Origin of the sequence: Streptomyces halobius (assembly GCF_023277745.1) — a bacterium.
Lineage (GTDB): Bacteria > Actinomycetota > Actinomycetes > Streptomycetales > Streptomycetaceae > Streptomyces > Streptomyces halobius.
The window spans coordinates 7319124-7344501 of sequence record NZ_CP086322.1 but is presented as its reverse complement, the minus strand read 5'-3'; the positions used below and the strand labels follow the sequence as shown (position 1 = coordinate 7344501).

At 70.6% G+C, this 25378-nt stretch carries 22 protein-coding genes; 8 read left to right on the top strand and 14 right to left on the bottom strand.

Annotation, left to right across the window (positions count from 1 at the left end; genetic code table 11):
- Positions 1–17: 17 nt before the first annotated feature.
- Positions 18–1064, bottom strand: coding sequence for a heme o synthase (locus K9S39_RS33240; protein ID WP_406708179.1), 1047 nt, complete (start codon positions 1062–1064; stop codon positions 18–20).
- Between the two features lie 448 nt (positions 1065–1512).
- Here K9S39_RS33240 and tkt point away from each other — a divergent pair, with 448 nt between their 5' ends.
- Genes tkt through pgl form a run of 5 tightly spaced genes read left to right on the top strand, consistent with a single transcriptional unit; the run spans position 1513 to position 8096 of the window.
- Positions 1513–3600 (top strand): transketolase, encoded by a 2088-nt coding sequence (gene tkt, locus K9S39_RS33235; RefSeq protein WP_248867020.1) that lies wholly within the window; start codon positions 1513–1515, stop codon positions 3598–3600.
- Positions 3601–3634: 34 nt separating this feature from the next.
- Positions 3635–4753: a transaldolase gene (tal, locus tag K9S39_RS33230; RefSeq protein WP_248867019.1), complete on the top strand. Its 1119-nt coding sequence runs from the start codon at positions 3635–3637 to the stop codon at positions 4751–4753.
- 6 nt (positions 4754–4759) lie between these two features.
- Positions 4760–6292: a glucose-6-phosphate dehydrogenase gene (gene zwf, locus K9S39_RS33225; protein ID WP_248867018.1), complete on the top strand. Its 1533-nt coding sequence runs from the start codon at positions 4760–4762 to the stop codon at positions 6290–6292.
- On the top strand, positions 6289–7320 hold the full coding sequence (gene opcA, locus K9S39_RS33220; protein ID WP_248867017.1) for a glucose-6-phosphate dehydrogenase assembly protein OpcA: 1032 nt from the start codon (positions 6289–6291) through the stop codon (positions 7318–7320). The genes zwf and opcA overlap by 4 nt, the downstream gene beginning before the upstream one ends.
- Entirely contained in the window at positions 7317–8096 is a 780-nt protein-coding gene (gene pgl / locus K9S39_RS33215; protein WP_248867016.1) for a 6-phosphogluconolactonase, read from the top strand. Before opcA ends, pgl begins: the two co-directional genes overlap by 4 nt.
- Before the next feature lie 129 nt (positions 8097–8225).
- Here the strand turns inward: pgl and pgi are convergent, their stop codons facing one another.
- From pgi to K9S39_RS33155, 12 genes are all read right to left on the bottom strand, one after another.
- On the bottom strand, positions 8226–9878 hold the full coding sequence (pgi, locus tag K9S39_RS33210) for a glucose-6-phosphate isomerase (protein ID WP_248869073.1): 1653 nt from the start codon (positions 9876–9878) through the stop codon (positions 8226–8228).
- A gap of 241 nt (positions 9879–10119) precedes the next feature.
- The gene (locus K9S39_RS33205; RefSeq protein ID WP_016578660.1) at positions 10120–10455 is read right to left on the bottom strand and encodes an RNA polymerase-binding protein RbpA; all 336 of its coding nucleotides are present in this window, start codon (positions 10453–10455) and stop codon (positions 10120–10122) included.
- 178 nt (positions 10456–10633) lie between these two features.
- Entirely contained in the window at positions 10634–10870 is a 237-nt protein-coding gene (gene secG / locus K9S39_RS33200) for a preprotein translocase subunit SecG (protein ID WP_248867015.1), read from the bottom strand.
- Between the two features lie 139 nt (positions 10871–11009).
- Complete coding sequence (gene tpiA, locus K9S39_RS33195) at positions 11010–11786, bottom strand: triose-phosphate isomerase (protein WP_248867014.1); 777 nt, start codon at positions 11784–11786, stop codon at positions 11010–11012.
- 6 nt (positions 11787–11792) lie between these two features.
- Positions 11793–12995, bottom strand: a complete 1203-nt coding sequence (locus K9S39_RS33190) for a phosphoglycerate kinase (protein WP_248867013.1) — start codon at positions 12993–12995, stop codon at positions 11793–11795.
- A gap of 114 nt (positions 12996–13109) precedes the next feature.
- Entirely contained in the window at positions 13110–14114 is a 1005-nt protein-coding gene (gap, locus tag K9S39_RS33185; RefSeq protein ID WP_248867012.1) for a type I glyceraldehyde-3-phosphate dehydrogenase, read from the bottom strand.
- A 255-nt stretch (positions 14115–14369) separates the two neighbouring features.
- Positions 14370–15359, bottom strand: coding sequence for a DNA-binding protein WhiA (gene whiA / locus K9S39_RS33180; protein WP_248867011.1), 990 nt, complete (start codon positions 15357–15359; stop codon positions 14370–14372).
- A complete protein-coding gene (locus tag K9S39_RS33175; RefSeq protein WP_248867010.1) occupies positions 15350–16408 on the bottom strand; it encodes a gluconeogenesis factor YvcK family protein in 1059 nt (352 codons plus the stop codon). The genes whiA and K9S39_RS33175 overlap by 10 nt, the downstream gene beginning before the upstream one ends.
- A complete protein-coding gene (gene rapZ, locus K9S39_RS33170; protein ID WP_248867009.1) occupies positions 16405–17358 on the bottom strand; it encodes an RNase adapter RapZ in 954 nt (317 codons plus the stop codon). The genes K9S39_RS33175 and rapZ overlap by 4 nt, the downstream gene beginning before the upstream one ends.
- The gene (gene uvrC / locus K9S39_RS33165) at positions 17355–19406 is read right to left on the bottom strand and encodes an excinuclease ABC subunit UvrC (protein WP_248867008.1); all 2052 of its coding nucleotides are present in this window, start codon (positions 19404–19406) and stop codon (positions 17355–17357) included. Before uvrC ends, rapZ begins: the two co-directional genes overlap by 4 nt.
- A gap of 230 nt (positions 19407–19636) precedes the next feature.
- The gene (locus K9S39_RS33160; RefSeq protein WP_248867007.1) at positions 19637–20530 is read right to left on the bottom strand and encodes a hypothetical protein; all 894 of its coding nucleotides are present in this window, start codon (positions 20528–20530) and stop codon (positions 19637–19639) included.
- Positions 20531–20534: 4 nt separating this feature from the next.
- Positions 20535–21191 carry a papain-like cysteine protease family protein gene (locus K9S39_RS33155; RefSeq protein ID WP_248867006.1) on the bottom strand — a complete coding sequence of 219 codons (657 nt, stop codon included), beginning with the start codon at positions 21189–21191 and terminating at the stop codon, positions 20535–20537.
- Positions 21192–21429: 238 nt separating this feature from the next.
- Here K9S39_RS33155 and K9S39_RS33150 point away from each other — a divergent pair, with 238 nt between their 5' ends.
- On the top strand, positions 21430–22368 hold the full coding sequence (locus tag K9S39_RS33150; protein ID WP_248867005.1) for a hypothetical protein: 939 nt from the start codon (positions 21430–21432) through the stop codon (positions 22366–22368).
- 55 nt (positions 22369–22423) lie between these two features.
- On the opposite strand, the gene K9S39_RS33145 is transcribed toward K9S39_RS33150, so the two are convergent.
- Positions 22424–22831 (bottom strand): Rieske (2Fe-2S) protein, encoded by a 408-nt coding sequence (locus K9S39_RS33145; RefSeq protein WP_248867004.1) that lies wholly within the window; start codon positions 22829–22831, stop codon positions 22424–22426.
- A 455-nt stretch (positions 22832–23286) separates the two neighbouring features.
- Between K9S39_RS33145 and K9S39_RS33140 the strand changes: the two genes are divergently transcribed.
- On the top strand, positions 23287–24360 hold the full coding sequence (locus tag K9S39_RS33140; RefSeq protein ID WP_248867003.1) for a LacI family DNA-binding transcriptional regulator: 1074 nt from the start codon (positions 23287–23289) through the stop codon (positions 24358–24360).
- Complete coding sequence (locus tag K9S39_RS33135; protein ID WP_248867002.1) at positions 24357–25307, top strand: carbohydrate kinase family protein; 951 nt, start codon at positions 24357–24359, stop codon at positions 25305–25307. The genes K9S39_RS33140 and K9S39_RS33135 overlap by 4 nt, the downstream gene beginning before the upstream one ends.
- The last annotated feature ends 71 nt before the right edge of the window (positions 25308–25378 follow it).

The following is a 25378-nucleotide window of genomic DNA, read 5'->3' as shown; positions in this document are numbered from 1 at the left end:
CGGAGGACGAGGCGGTCTCAGCGCAGGAAGGGGTCCACGGCGACGGCGACGAACAGCAGCGACACATAGGTGATGGACCAGTGGAACAGCCGCATCTCCTTGAGCTTGCTGCCGGTGATCCCCGCCTTGGCGCGGGCCTGCAGGCCGTGCGCCTCCTTGAGCCAGAAGGCGCCGCAGGCGAGGGCGACCACGGTGTAGAACCAGCCGGTGTAGCCCAGCGGCTGCAGCAGCAGCGAGACGCCGACCATCACCCAGCTGTAGGCGACGATCTGCCGCGCGACGGCCTTGTTTCCCGCGATGACCGGCAGCATCGGCACGCCGACGCGCTCATAGTCGTCCTTGACCTTCATCGACAGCGGCCAGTAATGCGGCGGCGTCCAGAAGAAGATGACGAGGAAAAGTACCAGCGCGGCCCAGGAGACCGAATTCGTCACCGAGGACCAGCCGATGAAGACCGGCATACAGCCGGCGATTCCGCCCCAGACAATGTTCTGCGCGGTACGCCGTTTCAGGATCATCGTGTAAACGACGACATAGAAAAGGAGCGCCCCGAGCGACAGCATCGCGGACAGCGGGTTGACGAGGAACCAGAACCAGGCCGTGGAACCCACCGCGAGCGTGGTCGCGAAGACCAGGCATTCGCGCGGCGAGACCATGCCGGTGACCAGCGGACGCTGGGCGGTGCGGGCCATCAGGGCGTCGATGTCGCGGTCGATGTACATGTTGAAGGCCCCCGCGCCGCCGGCGGAGAGATATCCGCCGATGCAGGTCGCGAGCACCAGCCACAGATCGGGCACGCCCTGGGCCGCCAGGAACATCACCGGCACCGTGGTCATCAGCAGCAATTCGATGACCCGCGGCTTGGTCAGCGCCACGAATCCCATGACGCGGTCCTTGAGCGGCCGGTCACCGGGGCTCCCGGGGACCTGAGAGAGCTCCCCCCCGGCCATGCGGGCTCCCCCGCGCCGTTCAGACGTGGAGGAGGCATGGGTGGGGGTCCCCCCAGCGGTGGCTGGGGATGTGCCCCCACCCGCAGGACGGGATTCAACGGCCGTCACGCACACCCCTGGAAGTAACATCAGCGACTTCTGCCGCAGTGATAAGGCCAGCAAGCCCCCGCGGCCCTGAAGGTCCGGTTATGGCTTGCGCGTACCACGCCACTTTAGACGTTGGCCATAGAGTGGTCTTCGCGGGGGTCGGCTCGTGTTGAGAGCCTGGCCAGGGCCGGGCAGGGGCTCCGTTCCCCGGTCGTTCGCCGCCGGTTCAAGAGGCGAACGCGATCCCCGCCCGGCAGTCTGGTGTCATGGCCGTCGCCGCCACCGGGCCGGGAATTCCCGCCGCTGCGACATGATGCTCAGAGGAGCGCGAAGGGGCGCCACCGTGAACAGGCTGAGCGCCAAAAGCATCGACTGAGCGTCGAAAAGACGCACGCACATACGGGGGTAGGCTCGACACCGCCTGGCGGCATACCGTCCCCGGCATTCGACATGTGGAGAGGAGCCCTGACTCAGGGTGAGCACCAAGCCGACCACCACAGATTTCGACTGGACCGAACTGGACCAGCGGGCCGTAGATACCGTCCGTGTCCTGGCCATGGATTCCGTGCAGAAGGTCGGCAACGGCCATCCCGGTACGGCCATGAGCCTGGCTCCCGCCGCGTACGTGCTGTTCCAGAAGCTGATGCGGCACGACCCCGCGGACGCCGACTGGACCGGCCGCGACCGGTTCGTGCTCTCCGCCGGCCACTCCAGCCTGACCCTCTACATCCAGCTCTACCTGGCCGGCTACGGCCTGGAGCTGGACGACCTCAAGGCATTCCGCACCTGGGGCTCGAAGACCCCGGGCCACCCGGAGTACGGCCACACCACCGGCGTGGAGACCACCACCGGGCCGCTGGGCCAGGGTGTCGCCAACGCCGTGGGCATGGCCATGGCCGCCCGCTACGAGCGTGGTCTGTTCGACCCCGAGGCCGCTCCGGGCACCTCGCCGTTCGACCACACCATCTGGGCCATCGCCGGTGACGGCTGCCTCCAGGAAGGCATCGCCGCCGAGGCGTCCTCGCTCGCCGGCCACCAGAAGCTGGGCAACCTCGTCCTGCTGTGGGACGACAACCACATCTCCATCGAGGGCGACACCGAGGCCGCGGTCTCCGAGGACACCCTCAAGCGCTACGAGGCGTACGGCTGGCACGTCCAGCGGGTCGAGCAGCTGCCCAACGGCGACCTGGACCCGGCCGGTCTGGCCAGGGCCCTGGAGGCCGCCAAGGCCGAGACCGAGCGCCCGTCGTTCATCGCGGTCCGCTCGATCATCGCCTGGCCGGCGCCGCACGCCCAGAACACCGAGGCCGCGCACGGGTCGGCGCTCGGGGACGAGGAAGTCGCCGCCACCAAGCGGGTGCTGGGCTTCGACCCGGAGCAGACCTTCGAGGTTTCCGACGAGGTCCTGGCGCACACCCGCGCCGCCCTGGACCGCGGCCGGGACGCCAAGAAGGAGTGGGAGAAGTCGTGCGCCGCCTGGCGGACCGCCAACCCGGAGCGCGCCGCCGCGTTCGACCGGATCGCCGCGGGCCAGCTGCCCGAGGGCTGGGAGGACCACCTCCCGTCGTTCGAGACCGGCAAGGCCGTGGCCACCCGCGCCGCGTCCGGCAAGGTGCTGCAGGCGCTCGGCGGTGTGATCCCCGAGCTGTGGGGCGGCTCCGCCGACCTCGCCGGCTCGAACAACACCACCATCGACAAGAACTCCTCGTTCCTGCCGAAGGGCAACCCGCTGCCGGAGGCCGACCCGTACGGCCGCACGATCCACTTCGGCATCCGCGAGCACTCCATGGCCGCGGAGATGAACGGCATCGCGCTGCACGGCAACACCCGCATCTACGGCGGCACCTTCCTGGTGTTCTCCGACTACATGCGCAACGCCGTCCGGCTGTCCGCGCTGATGCACCTGCCGGTGACGTACGTGTGGACGCACGACTCCATCGGTCTGGGTGAGGACGGCCCGACCCACCAGCCGGTCGAGCACCTCGCCTCGCTGCGCGCCATCCCGGGCCTGAACATCGTGCGCCCGGCCGACGCCAACGAGACCGCCATCGCCTGGCGCGAGATCCTCAAGCGCGGCAGGAAGAACTTCGGCACGAGCGCCCCGCACGGCCTCGCGCTGACCCGTCAGGGCGTGCCGACGTACGAGCGCAACGAGGCCGCGGCCAAGGGCGGTTACGTGCTCTTCGAGGCCGAGGGCGGCCGGCCGCAGGTCGTCCTGATCGGCACCGGGTCCGAGGTGCAGCTCGCCGTCGAGGCGCGCGAGCAGCTGCAGGCCGCGGGTATCCCGACGCGGGTGGTGTCCATGCCGTCGGTCGAGTGGTTCGATGAGCAGGAACAGGCATACCGCGACAGCGTTCTTCCCCCGTCCGTCAAGGCCCGTGTCGCCGTCGAAGCCGGCATCGGTCTGACCTGGCACCGCTTCGTCGGTGACGCCGGGCGCATCGTGTCCCTGGAGCACTTCGGTGCCTCGGCCGATGGCAAGGTCCTGTTCCGCGAGTTCGGCTTCACCGCCGACGCGGTCGCGGCCGCCGCCCGGGAATCACTCGAAGCCGCCCAGCGCTGACGCCCGTACACGACAAGTAGGAGATGCTGAACCCATGACAGACGCACTCAGGCGCCTCTCCGACGAAGGCGTCGCGATCTGGCTGGACGACCTTTCACGCCAGCGCATCACGTCCGGCAACCTCGCCGAGCTGATCGACCAGCAGCACGTCGTCGGCGTCACCACCAACCCGTCGATCTTCCAGAAGGCCGTCTCGGAGGGGCACGGCTACGACCAGCAGCTCGCCGACCTCGCCGCCCGCAAGGTCACCGTCGAGGAAGCCGTCCGCATGATCACGACGGCGGACGTCCGGGACGCCGCCGACATCCTGCGGCCGGTCTTCGACGCGACCGGCGGCCAGGACGGCCGGGTGTCCATCGAGGTCGACCCGCGGCTCGCGCACCACACCGCGCCGACCATCGCGGAGGCCAAGCAGTTGGCGTGGCTGGTGGACCGGCCCAACACCCTGATCAAGATCCCGGCGACCAAGGCCGGTCTGCCGGCGATCACCGAGGTCATCGGCAAGGGCATCAGCGTCAATGTCACGCTGATCTTCTCGCTGGAGCGCTACCGGGAGGTCATGGACGCCTACCTCGCGGGCCTGGAGAAGGCCAAGGCCGCCGGCCTGGACCTGTCCCAGATCCACTCGGTGGCGTCGTTCTTCGTGTCCCGCGTGGACACCGAGGTCGACAAGCGCCTGGAGAAGCTGGGCACGGACGAGGCCAAGGCCCTCAAGGGCAAGGCCGCGCTGGCCAACGCCCGGCTGGCCTTCCAGGCGTTCGAGGAGGTCTTCGCCTCCGAGCGCTGGGCCGCCCTGGACCGCGCGGGCGCCAACAGGCAGCGTCCGCTGTGGGCCTCGACCGGCGTCAAGGACCCGGACTACAAGGACACGCTGTACGTCGACGAGCTGGTGACCGCCGGCACCGTCAACACCATGCCGGAGGCCACCCTGGAGGCCACCGCCGACCACGGCCGGATCACGGGCGACACCGTGCGCGGTACGTACGCGGCGGCCCAGGCGGACCTCGACGCCCTCGCCGCGCAGGGGATCTCGTACGACGAGGTCGTGCAGCTCCTGGAGGACGAGGGTGTCGACAAGTTCGAGGCGTCGTGGAACGACCTGCTCAAGTCCACCGAGGCGGAACTGAAGCGCCTCACCCCTTCGGAGGGCTGACCCACCTTGTCCGGTTCACACGGAGCCAACCCGCTTCGTGACGCCGCCGACCGACGGCTCCCGCGTATCGCGGGGCCGTCGGGCCTGGTCATTTTCGGCGTCACGGGCGATTTGTCACGTAAAAAGCTGATGCCTGCCGTCTACGACCTGGCCAACCGCGGCCTGCTCCCGCCGGGCTTCTCCCTCATCGGGTTCGCGCGCCGGGAGTGGCAGGACGAGGACTTCGCCAAGGAAGTGCACGACGCCGTCAAGGAGCACGCGCGGACGCCCTTCCGTGAGGAGGTCTGGCAGCAGCTGGTCCAGGGCTGCCGCTTCGTCCAGGGCAACTTCGACGACGACGACGCCTTCGAGACACTCAAGGCCACCATCGAGGAGCTGGACAAGGCCCAGGGCACCGGCGGCAACTTCGCCTTCTACCTGTCCGTGCCGCCGAAGTTCTTCCCCAAGGTCGTCCAGCAGCTGAAGAAGCACGGGCTGGCCGACCAGAAGGCGGACTCCTGGCGCCGCGCGGTCATCGAGAAGCCCTTCGGCCACAACCTGGAGAGCGCGCAGGAGCTCAACCGGATCGTCCATGAGGTCTTCCCGCCCAACGAGGTCTTCCGGATCGACCACTACCTGGGCAAGGAGACGGTCCAGAACATCATGGCGCTGCGGTTCGCCAACACGATGTTCGAGCCGCTCTGGAACCGCGGCTATGTCGACCACGTACAGATCACGATGGCCGAGGACATCGGCATCGGCGGCCGGGCCGGCTACTACGACGGCATCGGCGCCGCGCGGGACGTCATCCAGAACCACCTCCTGCAGCTGCTCGCGCTGACCGCGATGGAGGAGCCGGCCTCCTTCGACGCGGACGCGCTGGTCGCGGAGAAGACCAAGGTGCTGGGCGCCGTCCGGCTCCCCGCCGATCCGGGCAAGGAAACGGTACGCGCGCAGTACGCGGCCGGCTGGCAGGGCGGCGAGAAGGCCGTCGGCTATCTCCAGGAAGACGGCATCGACCCGAAGTCGAAGACCGACACCTATGCCGCGCTCAAGCTGACCATCGACAACCGCCGCTGGGCGGGCGTCCCCTTCTACCTGCGCACGGGCAAGCGCCTGGGCCGTCGCGTCACCGAGATCGCGGTGGTCTTCAAGCGCGCCCCGCACTCCCCCTTCGACCACACGGCGACGGAGGAGCTCGGCCAGAACGCCCTGGTCATCCGCGTCCAGCCCGACGAGGGCGTCACGGTCCGCTTCGGCTCCAAGGTGCCCGGCACCTCGATGGAGGTGCGGGACGTGTCGATGGACTTCGCGTACGGCGAGTCGTTCACGGAGTCCAGCCCGGAGGCGTACGAGCGGCTGATCCTCGATGTGCTGCTCGGCGACGCCAACCTCTTCCCGCGACTGGAGGAGGTCGAGCAGTCCTGGCGGATCCTCGACCCGATCGAGGAGTACTGGGACCGGCACGGCAAGCCCGCGCAGTACCCGGCGGGCACCTGGGGCCCCATCGAGGCGGACGAAATGCTCGCACGAGACGGACGGAGCTGGCGTCGGCCATGAAGATCGATCTGACGGAAACCACAGCCAGCAAGATCAACAAGGCGCTGGTCCAGGGCCGTCGCGCCATCGGCACCCCCGCCGTCGGCATGGTCCTGACCCTCGTCATCGTCACCGACGAGGAGAACGCCTACGACGCGCTGCGGGCGGCCGACGAGGCGTCCCGTGAGCACCCCTCGCGCACCCTCGTCGTCATCAAGCGGGTCAGCCGGTCGCCGCGCGACCGCGCCAAGGCCCGCCTGGACGCCGATGTACGGGTCGGCGCGGACGCCGGCACCGGCGAAACGGTCATCCTGCGGCTCTACGGCGAGGCGATAGATCACGCCCAGTCCGTGGTGCTGCCGCTGCTGCTGCCGGACGCCCCGGTCGTGGTCTGGTGGGCCGCGGACGCCCCCCTGGACCCGGCGCACGACCCGCTCGGCGCACTGGCACAGCGCCGCGTCACCGACGCCTACGCCGCCGAGTGTCCGGTGCAGGAGCTGACCGGACGCGCCGAGTCCTACACCCCCGGCGACACCGACCTGTCCTGGGCCCGCATCACCCCGTGGCGCTCGATGCTCGCGGCGGCGCTGGACCAGGCACCGTGCACGGTCACCTCGGCCGAGGTCGAGGGCGAGGAGTTCAACCCCAGCTGCGAGCTTCTCGCGATGTGGCTCGCCAGCCGGCTGAACGTCCCGGTCAAGCGCACGGTGTCGGCCGGCCCCGGTCTGACGTCCGTACGGATGGAGTCCGATGGCGGCCCGATCGTGCTGGACCGCGTGGACGGCTCGGTCGCCACGCTCTCCATGCCCGGCCAGCCGGACCGCGCGGTGGCGCTCAAGCGCCGGGAGACCTCCGAGCTGCTCGCCGAGGAGCTGCGCCGGCTCGACCCGGACGACATCTACGCCTCCGCGCTGAAGTTCGGTGTGGAGCGGCTCGGCGGTGCGCCGTCCGGGCAGCAGACGGCGCCGTCCGAGGAGCCGGCGGCCGCCGGGAGCGCCCCGGCCAAGCCGGCGGCAAAGAAGGCGGCCGCGAAGAAGGGCGCCAAGTGACCGCTCCGCAGGTCGTCGTCCACCGCGACAAGGAGCTGATGGCCCAGGCCGCGGCCGCCCGGCTGATCACCAAGATCGTGGACGCCCAGGCCGCCCGCGGCTCCGCGTCCGTGGTCCTGACCGGCGGGCGCAACGGCAACGGGCTGCTCGCGGCCCTCGCCCAGGCACCCGCCCGGGACGCGATCGACTGGTCACGCCTCGATCTGTGGTGGGGCGACGAAAGGTTCCTGCCCGACGGCCACCCGGACCGCAACCACACCCAGGCCCGCGAGGCGCTGCTGGACGACGTCCCGCTGAACCCGGCCCGGGTGCATCCCATGGCCCCCGCAGGCGGCCCGTACGGCAACGCGGACCTCGCCGCCGAGGCGTACGCGATCGAACTGGCCGCCGCGGCGGGACCCGAGGACCACGGCCCGGTGCCGTCCTTCGACGTCCTGCTGCTGGGCGTCGGCCCGGACACCCATGTCGCCTCGCTCTTCCCCGAGCTGCCCGGCGTACGGGAGACCGAGCGGACGGTGGTCGGTGTGCACGGCGCGCCCAAGCCGCCGCCCACCCGCGTCTCGCTGACCCTGCCCGCGATCCGCGCGGCACGGGAGGTCTGGCTGCTGGCGGCCGGCGAGGACAAGGCGAACGCCGTGGCCATGGCGCTCTCCGGCGCCGGAGAGGTCCAGGCCCCGGCAGCGGGCGCCCGGGGCCGCAGCCGGACGCTGTGGCTGCTGGACGAGGCGGCGGCCTCCCAGCTGCCGCGCGATCTGTACGCCCCTTCTTGCGCCTGAACCGGCGCCGCTCTCGCGGAGGCGGTAACTCGCCGTAGGGTTGCTCGATTCCGGGTCGCCGACGAAGGCCGCAAGGGGCCGGGGAGACGCTCTCCCCGGCTCCTTGCGGGCTCTAGCTGTCTTCGCGGCTCAACGCCCGCGCATCTCACGGTACGTGGCGACCAGACCCGCCGTGGAGGCATCCAGCCCCGCCACCTCCGCGCCCTCGGTCAGCGCCGGCTCGACCCGCTTGGCGAGCAGCTTGCCCAGCTCCACGCCCCACTGGTCGAAGGAGTCGATGTTCCAGACGGCGCCCTGGACGAACACCTTGTGCTCGTACAGCGCGATCAACTGGCCCAGCACGGACGGGCTGAGCTCGGTGGCCAGGATCGTGGTGCTGGGGTGGTTGCCCTGGAACGTCTTGTGCGGCACCAGTTCCTCCGCCACGCCCTCGGCGCGCACCTCATCGGGCGTCTTGCCGAACGCCAGCGCCTGCCCCTGCGCGAAGAGATTGGCCATCAGCAGGTCGTGCTGAGCGACCAGACCGGGCCGCAGATCGGCGACCGGCCGGGCGAAGCCGATGAAGTCGACGGGGATCATCTTCGTGCCCTGGTGGAGCAGCTGGTAGTAGGCGTGCTGGCCGTTCGTGCCGGGCGTGCCCCACACGACCGGGCCGGTCTGCCAGCCGACCGGCCGGCCGTCGCGGTCCACGGACTTGCCGTTGGACTCCATGTCCAGCTGCTGCAGATAGGCGGTGAACCGGGAGAGGTAGTGGCTGTACGGCAGCACCGCGTGCGACTGGGCGTCCCAGAAGTTGCCGTACCAGATGCCGAGCAGGCCCAGCAGGAGCGGTGCGTTCTCCTCCGGCGGGGCGGTGCGGAAGTGCTCGTCGACGAGATGGAAGCCGGCCAGCATCTCGCGGAACCGCTCCTGGCCGATCGCGATCATCAGCGACAGGCCGATCGCGGAGTCGAACGAGTAGCGCCCGCCGACCCAGTCCCAGAACTCGAACATATTGGTCGGGTCGATGCCGAACTCCGCCACCTTCCGGGCGTTGGTCGACAGCGCCACGAAGTGCTTGGCGACCGCCTCCTCTCCGGCATGCAGGCCCGTCAGCAGCCAGTCGCGGGCCGAGGTCGCGTTGGTGATCGTCTCGATGGTGGTGAAGGTCTTCGACGCGATGACGAACAGCGTCTCGGCCGGGTCCAGGTCGCGTACGGCCTCGTGCAGATCGGCGCCGTCCACGTTGGAGACGAAACGGAACTGCATGTCCCGGTGGGTGTAGGCGCGCAGCGCCTCGTAGGCCATCGCCGGACCCAGATCGGAGCCGCCGATGCCGATGTTGACGACCGTCTTGATGCGGCGGCCGGTATGGCCCTTCCAGTCGCCGGAGCGTACCCGCTCGGAGAAGGTCGCCATCTTGGTGAGCACGGCGTGCACGCCCGGGACGACGTTCTCGCGGTCCACGTGGACGACCGCGGAGCCGGGCGCGCGCAGCGCGGTGTGCAGGACGGCGCGGTTCTCGGTGATGTTGATCTTGTCGCCGCGGAACATCGCGTCCCGCAGTTCGCTCACCCCCGCGGCCGCGGCCAGCTCCCGCAGCAGCCCCAGCGTCTCGTCGGTGACCAGGTGCTTGGAGTAGTCCAGGTGCAGATCACCGACCCGCAGGGTGTAGCGGTCGGCACGCGCCGGATCCCCCTCGAACAGCTCGCGCAGCCGCACCTCCCCCAGCTGCTCCCGGTGCTTGCTCAGCGCGGTCCACTCGGCCCGCTGGTCGAGCCTGCTGCGGCCTTCTGCGTTCATCTCGGACATCAGCCTTCTCTGTCTCGTACCGGCCCCGCCGCCCCCAACCTAATTGATCAGAGCACGATGGGGGGCACCTCCCGCGCATGGGTGCCCCCGCTCAAGCGGAGCCGAGAGGGGGGAGAAGCCGAGAGTGGGGCCGAGCTGTCTGTCCGCTGTCGGCCGACGTAACTCCCCATGCCAACGGCCCGGCCGGAGGGTGTGTCCCCCGGCCGGGCCGTTCGCTGCGTCTGCTGGTCCGTCAGATCTCGCCGCGGAGCTTGGCGAGCGCCTCCGCGAGGATCGCCTCGCCGTCGGCGTCGCTGCGGCGCTCCCGGACATAGGCGAGGTGAGTCTTGTACGGCTCGGTGCGCGGCGGGTCCGGCGGGCTGTCCCGGTCCTTGCCGGCCGGGAAACCACAGCGCGGGCAGTCCCAGGTGTCCGGAACCTGCGCGTCGCCGGCGAAGCTGGGCTGTGTCTCGTGCCCGTTGGAGCACCAGAAGGAGATGCGGATGCGGGGCGCGGACTCACCGCGCTCGGCCTCCCCCATCGGCCCCGCCCCGACCCGACTTCCTCGGATCGCGTTGCCACTTGCCACGGTCGTTACTCCCTGCGTAATGGTGCCGCTCAGCCTCTGACATCAGCTGCGCTGCGGGCTCTCACAGCGACTGCGCTGCGGGCGCCCCAGTCTACGTAAGGCCCAACGCGCGTCCAGTGACAGGAGTTACCCGTTCCAGGACGTCGCCCTCATGATAGGTCGCACCTCCGACGCCGAGTCACTTCCCGAGCTTCATGAAAATGCCCAGGACGACGATGCAGGCGAACCACAGCAGACCGACCACGATGGTGATGCGGTCGAGGTTCCGCTCGGCGACCGAGGAGCCGCCGACCGAGGACTGCATACCGCCACCGAACATGTCGGACAGTCCGCCGCCCTTCCCCTTGTGCATGAGCACCAGCATCATCAGCAGCAGGCTGAAGACGATGAGGGCGATCGAGAACCCGATGACCACGGCTGGACCAACTCTCTAGGACTGACGGACGGAACGTACCGATGTTCGGTTGAAGATCGAACAACGCGGGGCCGGACGGCGCTGTACACCGGCCCCGGCCCCGACAGGGTACGACGGGCCGGGCCCGTCGTCATAGCCGCTACTGGTCGCGGAAGCGGACGATCTTCACAAATTCGTCCGCGTCCAGCGCCGCGCCGCCGATCAGGGCGCCGTCGACATCCGGCTGCGCCATGATCGCCGCGACGTTCCCGGACTTGACCGAGCCGCCGTACTGGATGCGGACCTTGTCGGCCAGCTCCTGGCTGTAGAGCTCGGCGAGGCGGCCGCGGATCGCACCGCAGACCTCCTGCGCGTCCTCGGGCGTGGCGACCTCGCCGGTGCCGATGGCCCACACCGGCTCGTACGCGATCACGATGGTCTCGGCCTGCCCGGCCGGGACGTCCTTCAGGGCGCCGTCGACCTGGGCGAGGGTGTGCGCGACCTGGTTGCCCGCCTTGCGGACGTCCAGGCCCTCCCCGACGCACAGGATCGGGGTCAGACCGTGCTTGAAGGCGGCCTTGACCTTGGCGTTGCAGATCTCTTCGTTCTCGCCGTGGTACTGGCGGCGCTCGCTGTGCCCGATGGCCACATAGGTGCACTTGAGCTTGGCGAGCATCGATCCCGAGACCTCACCGGTGTAGGCACCGGAGTCGTGCGCCGAGACGTCCTGGGCGCCGTACTTGATCTTGAGGTTGTCGCCGTCGACCAGCGTCTGCACCGACCGCAGGTCGGTGAAGGGCGGCAGCACCGCGACCTCTACGGCCTCGTAGTCCTTGTCGGTGAGCGCGAAGGCGAGCTTCTGGACGTGCGCGATGGCCTCAAGGTGGTTGAGGTTCATCTTCCAGTTGCCCGCCATCAGCGGGGTACGGTCACTCACGGTTCTTCAGTCCTCCAGAGCGGCAAGGCCGGGGAGCGTCTTGCCTTCGAGGTATTCGAGGCTGGCGCCGCCGCCGGTCGAGATGTGGCCGAAAGCATTCTCGTCGAAGCCGAGCAGGCGCACGGCCGCGGCCGAGTCGCCGCCGCCGACGACGGTGAAACCGGCGCTGTCCAGCAGCGCCTGCGCGACGGCCTTGGTGCCGTCGGCGTAGTCGGGGTGCTCGAAGACGCCCATCGGGCCGTTCCAGAAGACGGTCTCGGCGTCGGCGATCTTCGAGGCGAACAGCTCGCGGGTCTTCGGACCGATGTCCAGGCCCTCCTGGTCGGCGGGGATCTTGTCGGCGTCGACCGTGCCGAAGTCCGCGGGGGCCTTGGTCTTCAGGTCCGGGAATTCGGCCGAGACCAGCACGTCGACGGGGAGAACGAACTCCACGCCGCGCTTCTCGGCCCGCGCCAGGTACCCCAGGCACGCCGGGACCTGGTCCTCCTGGAGCAGCGAGATGCCCACCTCGTGGCCCTTGGCCTTGAGGAAGGTGTACGCCATGCCGCCGCCGACGAGGATGCGGTCGGCCTTCTCCAGCAGCTGGTCGATGACGGCGAGCTTGTCGGAGACCTTGGCGCCGCCGAGCGCGACGACGTACGGGCGCTTGACGTCCTCGGTGAGCTTCTTGAGCACGCCGACCTCGGTGGCGATCAGATCGCCGGCGGCGTGCGGGAGGCGCGCCGGGAGGTCGTAGACGGAGGCGTGCTTGCGGTGCACCGCGCCGAAGCCGTCGCTCACGTACAGGTCCGCCAGGGCGGCGAGCCGGTCGGCGAAGGCGCCGCGCTCGGCGTCGTCCTTGCTGGTCTCGCCCGCGTTGAAGCGGAGGTTCTCCAGGACGGCGATCTGTCCGTCGGCCAGGGCGGCGACCACGGACCGGGCGGACTCGCCGACGGTGTCGGTCGCGAACGCGACGTCCCGGCCGAGGAGTTCGCCGAGGCGCGCGGCGGCGGGGGCGAGGGAGAAGGCCGGGTCCGGGGCGCCCTTGGGACGGCCCAGGTGGGAGGCGACGATCACCTTGGCGCCGCGCTCGGCTAGCTTGGCGATCGTCGGGGCGACGGCGCGGATGCGGCCGTCGTCGGTGATGGTCGTGCCGTCCAGCGGCACGTTCAGGTCGGCGCGGACGAAGACCCGCTGGCCCGCTACCTGGAGGTCGTCGATCGTCTTCATGGTGACTCCGTGGCTCTGTTCGGAAAGTCAGTCATAGCACGGGGCCCGTACGACGCTTCATCGCGTCGTACGAGCCCCGTCCTTACATCTGCGGTGACTTGGTGGTCACACCGGTCAGAGCTGGCCGCCGACGAAGACGGTCAGGTCCACCAGACGGTTGGAGTAGCCCCACTCGTTGTCGTACCAGCCGACGACCTTGACCTGCTTGCCCTGCGCCATGGTCAGCGCGGAGTCGAAGGTGCAGGAGGCCGGCCAGTTGACGATGTCCGAGGAGACGATCGGGTCCTCGGTGTACTCCAGCACGCCCTTGAGCTGGCCCTCGGCGGCCTTCTGGAAGGCGTTGTTGATCTCGTCCTTGGTGACCTCGCGGTCGAGTTCCAGCACCAGGTCGGTGACCGAGCCGGTGGGGACCGGGACGCGCATGGCGATGCCGTCCAGCTTGCCCTTGAGCTGCGGGAGGACCAGGGCGGTGGCCTTGGCGGCACCCGTCGAGGTCGGGATGATGTTCTCCGCGGCGGCGCGGGCGCGGCGCAGGTCCTTGTGCGGGAAGTCCAGGATGCGCTGGTCGTTGGTGTACGCGTGGACCGTGGTCATCAGGCCCTTGACGATGCCGAAGTTCTCGTCGAGAACCTTGGCCATCGGCGCCACACAGTTGGTGGTGCAGGAGGCGTTCGAGATGACGTGGTGGTTGGCCGCGTCGTACTTGTCCTGGTTGACACCCATGACGATGGTGATGTCCTCGTCCTTGGCCGGAGCCGAGATGAGGACCTTCTTCGCGCCGCCGGCAAGGTGCTTGGCGGCGTCGTCGCGCTTGGTGAAGATACCGGTCGACTCGATGACGATGTCGACGCCCAGCTGGCCCCAGGGGATGTCGGCCGGGTTGCGCTCGGAGAGCACCTTGATGGTGCGGTCCCCGACGGTGATGGTGTCCTCGGTGTGCGACACCGTCTCCTCGAGACGGCCCAGGATGGTGTCGTACTTCAGCAGGTGCGCAGTGGTCGCGGTGTCACCCAGGTCGTTGACAGCCACGATCTCGATGTCCGCACCCTGCTCCAGCAGCGCGCGGAAGTAGTTGCGACCGATGCGGCCAAAGCCGTTGATGCCTACGCGGATCGTCACGAAACCGATCTCCTCGTTGGTACGACGGTATATACACCGCCGAGCTGTATGGGATGTCCCCGACCGCCTCCGACCCTACCCCCTAGACGAGACGTACGTGACATTGACATCGGCGACCAAAGGTGCTCAGGTGAGCGGCCTTCGGCCCCTCTGAACGTCCGCCCGTACGCGCCCTCTCGTGACGGCTGCACACATACGCCCCGGGCACCCATGGACGGGCGCCGAGGGCGCGCGTGGAGAAGACTCAGCTCCGGTTCAGCCGACCATGCCTTCGGCGAGCTCCTCGGTGAGGTTGGACTCGGTGCCGGGGATGCCGAGGTCCTGGGCGCGCTTGTCGGCCATCGCCAGCAGTCGGCGGATCCGGCCGGCCACGGCGTCCTTGGTCAGCGGCGGGTCGGCGAGGGCGCCCAGCTCCTCCAGGGACGCCTGCTTGTGCTCCATGCGCAGCCGGCCGGCCGCCGCGAGGTGCTCGGGGACCTCCTCGCCGAGGATCTCCAGGGCGCGGGCGACCCGCGCGCCCGCCGCGACCGCGGCCCGCGCCGAGCGGCGGAGGTTGGCGTCGTCGAAGTTGGCGAGGCGGTTGGCGGTGGCGCGGACCTCGCGGCGCATCCGCCGCTCCTCCCAGGCGAGCACCGACTCATGGGCGCCGAGGCGGGTCAGCAGCGCGCCGATCGCATCGCCGTCCCGGACAACGACACGGTCCACCCCGCGCACCTCGCGGGCCTTGGCGCCGATGCCGAGCCGGCGGGCCGCGCCGACCAGCGCAAGGGCGGCCTCGGGCCCGGGGCAGGTGACCTCCAGGGAGGAGGAGCGGCCGGGCTCGGTGAGCGAGCCGTGCGCGAGGAAGGCGCCGCGCCAGGCGGCCTCGGCGTCGCAGGTCGCACCGGAGACCACCTGCGGGGGCAGCCCCCGGATGGGGCGGCCGCGGCCGTCCACCAGGCCCGTCTGCCGCGCCAGCTGGTCGCCGCCGGCGACCACACGGACGACATAGCGGCTGCCGCGGCGCAACCCGCCGGGGGCCATCACCACCAGGTCGGAGGAGTGCCCGAAGATCTCCAGGATGTCCTTGCGGAGCCGGCGGGCGGCGATGCCGGTGTCCAGCTCCGCCTCGATCACAATGCGCCCGCTGACCAGGTGCAGACCTCCCGCGAACCGCAGGATCGACGAGACCTCCGACTTCCGGCAGCAGGTCCGGGTGACGGGGAGCCGGGAGATCTCATCCTTCACCGCAGCCGTCATCGCCATGGGCCGATCCTTCCATGCATCCGAAAAATACGGTCGTACGCGGCTGCCAGCAGCTCCGGGTCGTGCCGGTCGGGGGCTACCCCGGCCGCCGCCCTGCCGTCTCCTTGTGCGGCGACCGCCGCCAGCTCGACCTCGCTGCCCACGAGCTGCTTGGCGGCAGCCGTCAGACCTTCGGTGTCGGGCACGGCGGCCTTGTCGGCCAGCACCACGTCGAAGGCGAGTTTAGGGGCGTGTCGGGCCAAAACCTCCAAATGACGCTGCGGTGAGAAGCCATCGGTTTCGCCCGGTTGGGGCGCGAGGTTGAGCGAGAGGACCTTACGGGCCTTGGTCTCCTCCAGCGCCTCGCGCAGTTCCGGCACCAGGAGATGCGGGATGACGGAGGAGAACCAGGACCCGGGGCCGAGCACCACCCAGTCGGCGTCGCGCACCGCGGCGACCGCCTCGGGGACGGCCGGCGGCTCCTCGGGGACGATATGGACGGACTGCACCTCCCCGCGGGTGAGTGCGACGGTGGCCTGGCCGCGGACCGTGCCGATCTCGTCCGGACGGTCCGGGTGGTGGCCCCTGACCTGGGCCTGGAGCTCCAGGGGGACCGCCGACATGGGCAGCACCCGGCCGTGCGCGCCGAGCAGCTTGCCGACCAGGTCCAGCGCCTGGACATGGTCGCCGAGCTGCTCCCACAGGGCGACGATCAGCAGATTGCCGACGGCGTGGTCATGCAGCTCGCCCTCGCTCTGGAAGCGGTGCTGGATCACCCGGGACCACGTCTGGCCCCAGTCGTCGTCGCCGCACAGGGCGGCCAGCGCCTTGCGCAGATCGCCGGGCGGCAGGACGCCCAGCTCGTCGCGGAGCCGGCCACTGGAGCCGCCGTCGTCGGCGACGGTGACCACGGCGGTCAGATCGCCGGTGATACGGCGCAGCGCGGCGAGCGAGGCGGACAGGCCCATGCCGCCGCCGAGCGCCACCACCTTGGGGGTGGCGCCCTTGGTCGTACGGCTGCCGGGAACGAATCTGCGGACCCGGTGGAGCCGTCGTGCGCGGCCGGTCACTCGCGCCCCATGTCCCGGTGGACGACGACGGTTTCGACGCCCTCGGAGACCAGCCTGCGGGCCAGCTTCTCGGACATCGCGACGCTGCGGTGCTTACCGCCCGTGCAGCCGACGGCGATGGTCACATAGCGCTTGCCCTCGCGGCGGTAGCCGTCGGCGACGAGGCGCAGCAGCTCGGCGTAGCCGTCCAGGAACTCCTTGGAGCCGGGCTGGTTGAAGACGTAGTCGGAGACCTCTTCGTTGAGGCCGGTGAAGGGGCGCAGCTCGGGCACCCAGTGCGGGTTGGGGATGAAGCGACAGTCGATGACCATGTCGGCGTCGACCGGGAGGCCGTACTTGAAGCCGAACGACATGACCGTGGCGCGCAGCTCGGGGGCCTCCTCGCCGGCGAACTGGGCGTCCAGCTTGGCGCGCAGTTCGTGGACGTTGAGGCTGGAGGTGTCGATGACCAGGTCGGCGTCGCCGCGCAGCTCGCGCAGCAGATCGCGCTCGGCGGCGATGCCGTCGACGATCCGGCCGTCGCCCTGGAGGGGGTGCGGACGGCGCACCGACTCGAAGCGGCGCACCAGGGCCTCCTCGGAGGACTCCAGGAAGACGATGCGGCGCTTGACGTTCTGTGCGTCGAGGGTGGCCAGTGACTCCTTGAGATTGGCGAAGAAGCGGCGGCCGCGGACATCGACGACGACCGCGATCTTGGCGACATTGCCCTGGGATCGGGCGCCCAGCTCGACCATCGGCGGGATCAGCTCGGGCGGGATGTTGTCGACGACGAACCAGCCGAGGTCCTCCAGGCACTTGGCGGCGGTGCTCCGGCCGGCGCCCGACATCCCGGAGATGATCACCAGCTCGGGGATCGCGGCGCTTTCGCCCTGGTCGGTCGTGCCCGTACTCACCTGTGCACCGTCTCTCTCAGCTCTCTCGGTTTCCTGCTCTTCGTGCGGTGTGCTCATCTGTTCTGCCCCCGTTCTGCTGACGACGCGGCCGGCGGGGCCCCGTCATCCTCAATGATCTCTCCTGTGGCGGTATTCACCGCGGGGGCGGCCGGTGCCGCCCCGGCCAGCGCCGCGACGACCGTCTCGGCGGTCTTGCGCCCGACGCCCGGGACCTCGCAGATCTCGTCGACCGTCGCGGCCCGCAGCTTCTTCAGCGAACCGAAGTGCTTCAGCAGGGCCTGGCGGCGGCTCTCCCCGAGGCCGGCGACGGAGTCGAGCGGCGAGGACGTCAGCCGCTTGGCGCGCTTGCTGCGCTGGTAGGTGATGGCGAAGCGATGTGCTTCGTCGCGGACGCGCTGGAGGAGGTAGAGGCCCTCGCTGCTGCGGGGCAGCACGACCGGATCGTCCTCGTCCGGCAGCCAGACCTCTTCGAGGCGCTTGGCGAGACCGCAGACGGCGACATCGTCGATACCGAGCTCGTCCAGGGCCCGGCGGGCGGCCGCGACCTGAGGGGCGCCGCCGTCGACGACCACCAGCTGGGGCGGGTAGGCGAAGCGCTTGGGGCGGCCGTTCTCGTCGGTGGCGCGGCCGGCCATCGCGTCCGGGGTGCCGTCGTCCTCCACCGGGGCGTCCGCGGGCGGCTCCTCCGTCCACTCACCGGACTTCTCCTTCTCCTGGAGATAGCGCTTGAAGCGGCGGCCGATGACCTCGTGCATGGAGCGGACATCGTCCTGGCCCTCGAAGGTCTTGATCTGGAAGCGGCGGTATTCGCTCTTACGGGCGAGACCGTCCTCGAAGACCACCATCGAGGCGACGACGTCCTCCCCCTGGAGGTGGGAGATGTCGAAGCACTCGATGCGCAGCGGCACCGAATCCAGGCCGAGGGCCTGGGCGATCTCCTCCAGCGCGCGGGAGCGGGTGGTCAGGTCGGAGGCGCGCTTGGTCTTGTGCAGGGCCAGGGCCTGCTGGGCATTGCGGCCGACCGTGGCCATCAGGTCCTTCTTGTCGCCGCGCTGCGGGACGCGCAGCGAGACCTGGGAGCCACGGCGCCCGGAGAGCCACTGCTGGACCGGCTCGACGGGCTCGGGGAGCGCGGGGACCAGGACCTCCTTGGGGACGGCGTCGCCCTGCTCCTCGCCGTACAGCTGCTGCAGGGCGTGCTCCACGAGGCCGGCGGTGGTGACGGCCTCCACCTTGTCGGTGACCCATCCGCGCTGGCCGCGCACCCGGCCGCCGCGGACGTGGAAGATCTGGACGGCGGCTTCGAGTTCGTCCTCGGCGACGGCGATGAGATCGGCGTCGGTGGCGTCGGCGAGCACCACGGCGCTCTTCTCCATCGCCCGCTTGAGCGCCCCTATGTCGTCGCGCAACCGGGCGGCGCGCTCGTACTCCATCTCCTCGGCCGCGTCCTGCATCCGTCGCTCCAGGCGGCGGATGTACGCGCCGGTGCGGCCGGCCATGAAGTCGCAGAACTCTTCGGCCAGTTCGCGGTGTTCCTCGGCCGAAATCCGTCCGACGCAGGGGGCGGAGCACTTGCCGATGTAGCCGAGCAGGCAGGGGCGGCCGATCTGGGCGGAGCGCTTGAAGACACCCGCGGAGCACGTACGCACAGGGAAGACACGCAGCATCAGGTCGACGGTCTCGCGGATCGCCCAGGCGTGGGCGTACGGGCCGAAGTAGCGCACGCCCTTCTTCTTGGCGCCGCGCATGACCTGGACGCGCGGGAACTCTTCGTTGAGGGTCACCGCGAGATACGGATAGCTCTTGTCGTCGCGGTACTTGACGTTGAAACGCGGGTCGAACTCCTTGATCCAGCTGTATTCGAGCTGGAGCGCCTCGACCTCGGTGGAGACGACGGTCCATTCCACCGAGGCGGCGGTGGTGACCATCGTGCGCGTACGCGGATGGAGCCCGGCCAGATCCTGGAAGTAGTTGGCCAGGCGCTGGCGCAGGCTCTTGGCCTTGCCCACGTAGATGACCCGGCCGTGGTCGTCGCGGAACTTATAGACCCCCGGCGAGTCGGGGATCTGTCCCGGCTTGGGTCGGTAGGTGCTGGGGTCTGCCATGTCCACCACCCTACTGACCGCCACTGACAATCAGGGGCGTCGGGCGGAGGGGGTGGGGGCGTTTGCTGCCCTCCCCCCTTCGGGGGGAGGGCAGGGGTGGGGGGCGGGGGAGGGTGTGTGGGTGGGGTGCGGGAGCCGGAGCGCAGTCTCACCAGGCCGGCGCCCCCGGACACCGCGGACCCCTTATCCGTCAGCCAGCCCCCTCCCGGGGCCGCCGGGCCCCGCACCCGTCAGCGGGCGCGCCTCCGGCGCAGCGCCGCGGTCCCCAACAGCCCGAGGGCGACCAGGGCGGCGCCACCCGCCACGGTCGAGGCGGCGGCCACCGGAACGCCGTCGCCGGCCAGCGCATCGGCCTCGACAGGCTGCTTGCGGGCACTCTCCCCGGCGGACGGGGCGGTCCCGGAAGCGGCCTGCGGGCCGTAGCCCCCGGCCTCACCGCGCTTGTCGTAGGCCGAGCCGGGCAGCTTGTCGCCGTACGCCTTCGCCACCCGCTTCTGATAGGCGGCGACGGAGGTGCCGTGCGCGCCGACCGCCTTCACCGCGTCCGCGTCCAGCGGCTCGACGCGGTCGCCCCGCTGGACGTACCAGGCGTCGATCTGCGGTTCGTGGAAGACCGTCCCGGCGCCGCGCTTGGCGGCCCCGGCGGCGTGGTAGCGGGTCTCGTCGTCGCCGCTGGCGATGTTGACGACCTTCCAGGCGGTGCCCTGCCGCACGGTCCGCACCGTGACCGTCCGGCCGTCGGCGGCGACGGCCTTGCTGGCGAGGAACTCCAGCCGGGCGACCGGGGCCTCGGTCTTGCCGCGGACGAAGTCCGGCGACAGGACGTAGACGGGGACCGTGCTGCCCTCGATGTGCGGGGCGGTCTTCGCCGTGCCCGTAGCGGCAGCGTCGCCCTGAGCACCGTGCCGGGCCGCCTCACGGGCGAAGAACCGGGTGAGGGTGTCCAGTGTCGCGGGCGCGGCCGCCGCCTCATGGGCGGCGTCGAGGCCGGCACGGGACGGGGCCCGGGGCGGCGCGGGGGCCTCCGCGGCCAGGACGGCGTGCGGGGCGAGGCCGATGAGAGCGCCGGCGAGCGTCCCGGTGGCGGCGGCGCGAAGAGCGGTGCGAGCGGTGCGCTTCGTCATGGCCTCAGGCTCCTATCCGGTAGAGGGAGTGCGTCCAGGAGAAGGAGCTGCCGTTCACGTAGTAGTCGAAGTCGCCCCAGTTGTACCGGTTGTTGGAGGCCCAGGGGTCACCCCAGTAAACCCAGTTCTTGGCCGTGTCGTAGCCGTAGATGGTGTGCATGTGGCCGCCGCCGGACGACCACTGGATCCGGGTCTCGATGGGCCGCTTGGCGTTGATCTCGCTCTGCACGGTGCTGTAGCGCAGATAGCCGGTCACATACGAGCCGGAGTTGATGCCCATCCAGTCGAATGCGTTCTGCACATGGCCCAGCGTGGCCTGGTTGTTGGGGCAGGCGGTGCCCTGCTGTCGGTTGAAGGCGGCGTTGCAGAACTGGTTCTGGCTGTAGTTCTTGCCGTACCAGTCCGCGATGGTGTTGCCGGCGCCGGCCCAGCACCAGTTGGACCTTTCCTGCGCCTGCATCGTGATGTCGAGGCGGTTGACCGCGCGCGGCGCGACGGCGCTCTGCGCGGCACCGGTGGCGTGCGCCGAGGGCGCGAGGGGCGCGGTTGCCGAGGCGGTCGCCCCGGGGAGCGCGGTCAGCGCGGTCAGGGTCGCGGCGCCGACGGCCGCGGCCGACAACCATCTGCGGCGCGGACGTCGTGCGTGGGGTGCACGGGTCATGGCGTTCCTCCCGAGGGGGGTGGGGGGGGAGAGGAGCGCATCCGGATGCTGATGAGGAGCATCAGGTGTTGTCGTACGTGGGTCAACACGCTTCAATTCGGAGTGACATGTGGGTGTGGACGGGTGGGCCCCGGATGTGAACATCGGGTGCCCGGCGTACTGCAGTGAACATGCGGGGAGAGCGCGCGGCGTGCGAACGGGTTGTGAACGTTCACCCGCGCGCCGGAGGATTGAGGCAATGGCACAAAACACTCCCGAATCCGCCGAGCTGGCACAACTGCTGCGCACCGGCCCGTTCCATCTGGCCCTGCGCAGCGCGCTCACGGCGCGCGGCCTCGCCCTGCACCGCGTCCAGCACAAGCTCGCACAGCGCGGTATCAAGGTCGGGGTGACCAGCCTGAGTTACTGGCAACAGGGGGCGCGGCGCCCCCAGCGCCCCGAATCCCTGCGGGCGGTGCGCGCGCTGGAAGAGGTGCTCGACCTGCCCGCGCGCTCCCTGCATCGTCTTCTGGTGCCCGAAGGCGGCGTCCGTCCCGAGGCCGAGCGTCCGGCCGCCCGCTCCTACCGCTCTCTGGTGGAGCCCGCCGACGCCCTGCGGCAGCTGTTCGCCGAGCTGGAGACCCCGGCGGACGGCGGGCTGCACACCGTCGGACATCACGAGCGGGTCCGCATCGGGCCGCGGCGCGAGCTGAGCGAACGCGAATCGCTGCAGGTCGTCCGCGCACACCGGGACGGCGTGGACCGCTATATCGCCATCCACCGGGGCGACACGGGCTGCGATCCGTCCCGGGTGAAGGTGCGCGCCGTGGAGAACTGCCGGCTGGGGCGGGTGCGCGGGGACGCGGACACCGGGGTGGTGGTCGCCGAGCTGCTCTTCGACGCCAGGCTGCGGGCCGGCGACACCCATGTCCTCGGCTATGTCTTCGAGGACGGCAGCGGCGGCCCGAGCACCGAGTACGTCCGCGGCTTCAGCTTCGGCGGCGGGCAGTACGTCCTTCAGGTCCGCTTCGACGAGGCGGCGCTGCCGGTGCGCTGCCGGCGCTTCACCCAGGTCTCGGCGGGCGCCCCGCGCAGCGGCCAGCAGGAGCTGACACTGAGCGGCCGACACCGCGCCGTCCATCTGGTGGAGCAGGGGGTACGGCCCGGAATCCTGGGGATCGGGTGGGACTGGGGTTGAGCGAGCGGCGGGTGGGACCAGCGGAGACCGGCTGCTGCCGGGGCACCGCGCGGCCTCAGCCCGCTATCAGCTTCCCGTTCTCGGCCTTGACCGGCACCTCGGGCAGCGGATCGGACGCCGGCCCCTGGATGACCTCGCCCGTGGTGACGTCGAAGCGGCTGCCGTGACAGGGGCAGGTGCCCTGCTTCTTCTCGATCTCGGTCAGCACACAGCCCGCGTGGGTGCACTTGGCGCTGAAGCACTTGAACTCGCCCTTGGCGGGCTGCGACACCACGAGCCGGTCCTCCCGGTAGAGCCTGGCACCGCCGACCGGCACCTCGGCGGCGGACCCCAGGTCGACCGGCGCGGTGGGCCCGGCCGACGCATCGCCGTTCTCCGGGGAGCAGGCCGCCAGCCCGAAGCCGGCGGCACCCGCGAGCGCGGCCCCGCGCAGCATGGTTCGACGGGCGGGGGACTGGCTCATGGCTGCTCCAGGGATGGGTCGGCACGGGGCGGTGATGGCCTTCGAGCGTCGGACATCCGACATCGGACGTCCGACGCCGGTCGCAGGACGTCGGCATCACCTGTCGGCCATCAGACATCGATCGTCGGGCATCCGTCGTCAGGTATCCGTCTTCGGGCCGCCTCCGGATCCGCCTGCGTACGATTTCGGCTCCGACGATACCGGTACAGATCGTTCCGCTTCCGGCGGGTGCCGCGTGCGCGCACCGGCGCGTCCTGACGACGTCGTGCCGGTTCGGCGCCCGGAAGGCAGCCTGCGCGCAAGCACCTGCGTAAGCGCTTACGCAAAGCGCTTACGCAAACGTTTACGTTTACGCCCGAGTGTGCTGAGGTGGGGGCGGTGCGCTCAAGGGCGTGGCATGGAGAGCTACCGGAACGGTGGCCGCGGCCCGGGGCCAGGAAGGAAAGCACAGCCGGATGACGACCATGGTGGATGTGGCACGGCGCGCGGGCGTCTCCGTCGCCACGGTCTCGCACGTGCTCAACGAGACCCGGCCGGTACGCCCCGCCACCCGCGCCGCGGTGCTCGGCGCCATCGACGAGCTCGGCTACACCCACAACACCCTCGCCCGCTCGCTGGTCACCGCCCGCACCCGCTCGATCGGTCTCGCGGTCTCCGCGATCGGCAACCCGTACTTCACCGAGATCCTCCAGGGCGTCGAGGCCGGTGCGCTGGCGGCCGGCTACAGTCTGCTGATCGCCGACCCGCACGACGACCCGGAACATGAGCGCAAGGTCGTCCAGCTGCTGCACGAGCGGCGGGTGGACGGCATGATCGTCGCGCCGTCGGCCGAGCCCGCCGAGATGGCCGGGTATCTGACGCGGCGCGGGGTCCCCACGGTCTTCCTGGACCGGCGGGTCGGTGACGGCCACGACCAGGTGTGCGCGGAGAACTCCGGCCCGGTACGTCAACTGGTCGAGCATCTGGCCGACTTGGGACACTCCCGGATCGGCCTGGTAGCCGGGCTCCCCGGGCTGAGCACCACCGCCGAGCGCGTCCAGGGCTACCGCGAAGGGCTGCGCGCCCGGGGTCTGCCGTCCGCGCCGGAACTGCTCGCCGGCGGCAATTCCGAGGCGGTGGGCGCGCAGGACGCCACCCGCCGTCTGCTCGCCGCGCCGGAACCGCCCACCGCGATCATCACCGCCAACAACGCGATGACGATCGGGGCCCTCCGTGCACTGCGCGACATGCGCCTCCAGGTGCCCCGCGATATCGCGCTGGCCTGCTTCGACGACTTCTCCTGGGCGGATCTGTTCGAGCCCCGGCTGACCGTGATCGCGCAGCCCAGCAAGGACATCGGGACGGCGGCGGTCCGGCTGCTCCTGGAGCGGCTGGAGCAGCCGGACCGCCCGCCGCGCGCCCTCCGTCTGCCCTGCGCCTTCGTGCACCGTACGTCGTGCGGCTGCCCCGATACCGGCCCGTCGGCCCCACGCGCGGCCGGCCCTCCGACCACTCCCCCGGCTGCCCAGGAAAGGAACCGCACCCCGTGATCGTCGTCGCCGGCGAGGCGCTGATCGACCTCGTCCCCAGCCCTCAATCCCCGTCCGGGAACGGGCAGTTGCCCGCACTGCTGCCGAGGCGCGGCGGCGGGCCCTACAACACCGCGGTCGCTCTGGGGCGGCTCGGCTCGCCCACCGCGTTCTGCTCGCGGGTGTCGACCGACACCTTCGGTGAGACGCTGCTGGACGGGCTGCGGGCCGGCGGCGTGGACATCTCGCTGGTGCAGCGCGGCAGCGAGCCGACCACCCTCGCCGTGGCGGACGTCAGCGCGGACGGCTCCGCGGGCTACGGCTTCTATGTCGAGGGCACCGCCGACCGTCTGTTCAGCCTGCCGGCAGCGCTGCCCGACGCGGTCCGCGCACTGTCGCTGGGCACCTGCTCGCTCGTGCTGGAGCCGGGCGCGACCGCGTACGAGGCGCTGCTGCGCCGCGAGGCCCGGCGCGGCGTGTTCACGGCGCTCGACCCCAATATCCGCCCGGGGCTGATCCCGAACCCGGACGCCTACCGCGCCCGTTTCCGCGCCTGGCTGCCGCATGTCGCCCTCCTGAAGCTGTCGGAGGAGGACGCGCTGTGGCTGGCGGAGGCGGAAGGGCCGGATGCGGTCGCCGCGGCGGCGCGGGAGTGGCTGGGCGCGGGGCCCGCGGCGATCGTCCTCACCCATGGTGGCGACGGCCTGACGGTGCTGACACCGGGCGGCGGCACGCTGGCCGTGCCGGGCGAGCGAGTGGCCGTCGTCGACACCATCGGCGCGGGTGACACGGTCAATGCCGCGCTGCTGCACCGGCTGGACGCCCACGACGCCCTCTCCCGCGCCGCGGTCGCCTCGCTCGGCGCCGACGACTGGCGCGACATCCTCGGCTTTGCCGCCCGTGCGGCCGCCGTGACCTGCTCGCGCGCGGGCGCCGAGCCCCCGTTCACGTCGGAACTGTTGGAGTGAGCGGCGAACCGGGGTATACGTCCGGGGCGAGCTGATGGGAAGTCAGTTCGCCCCGGCCGCACCGCACCCCG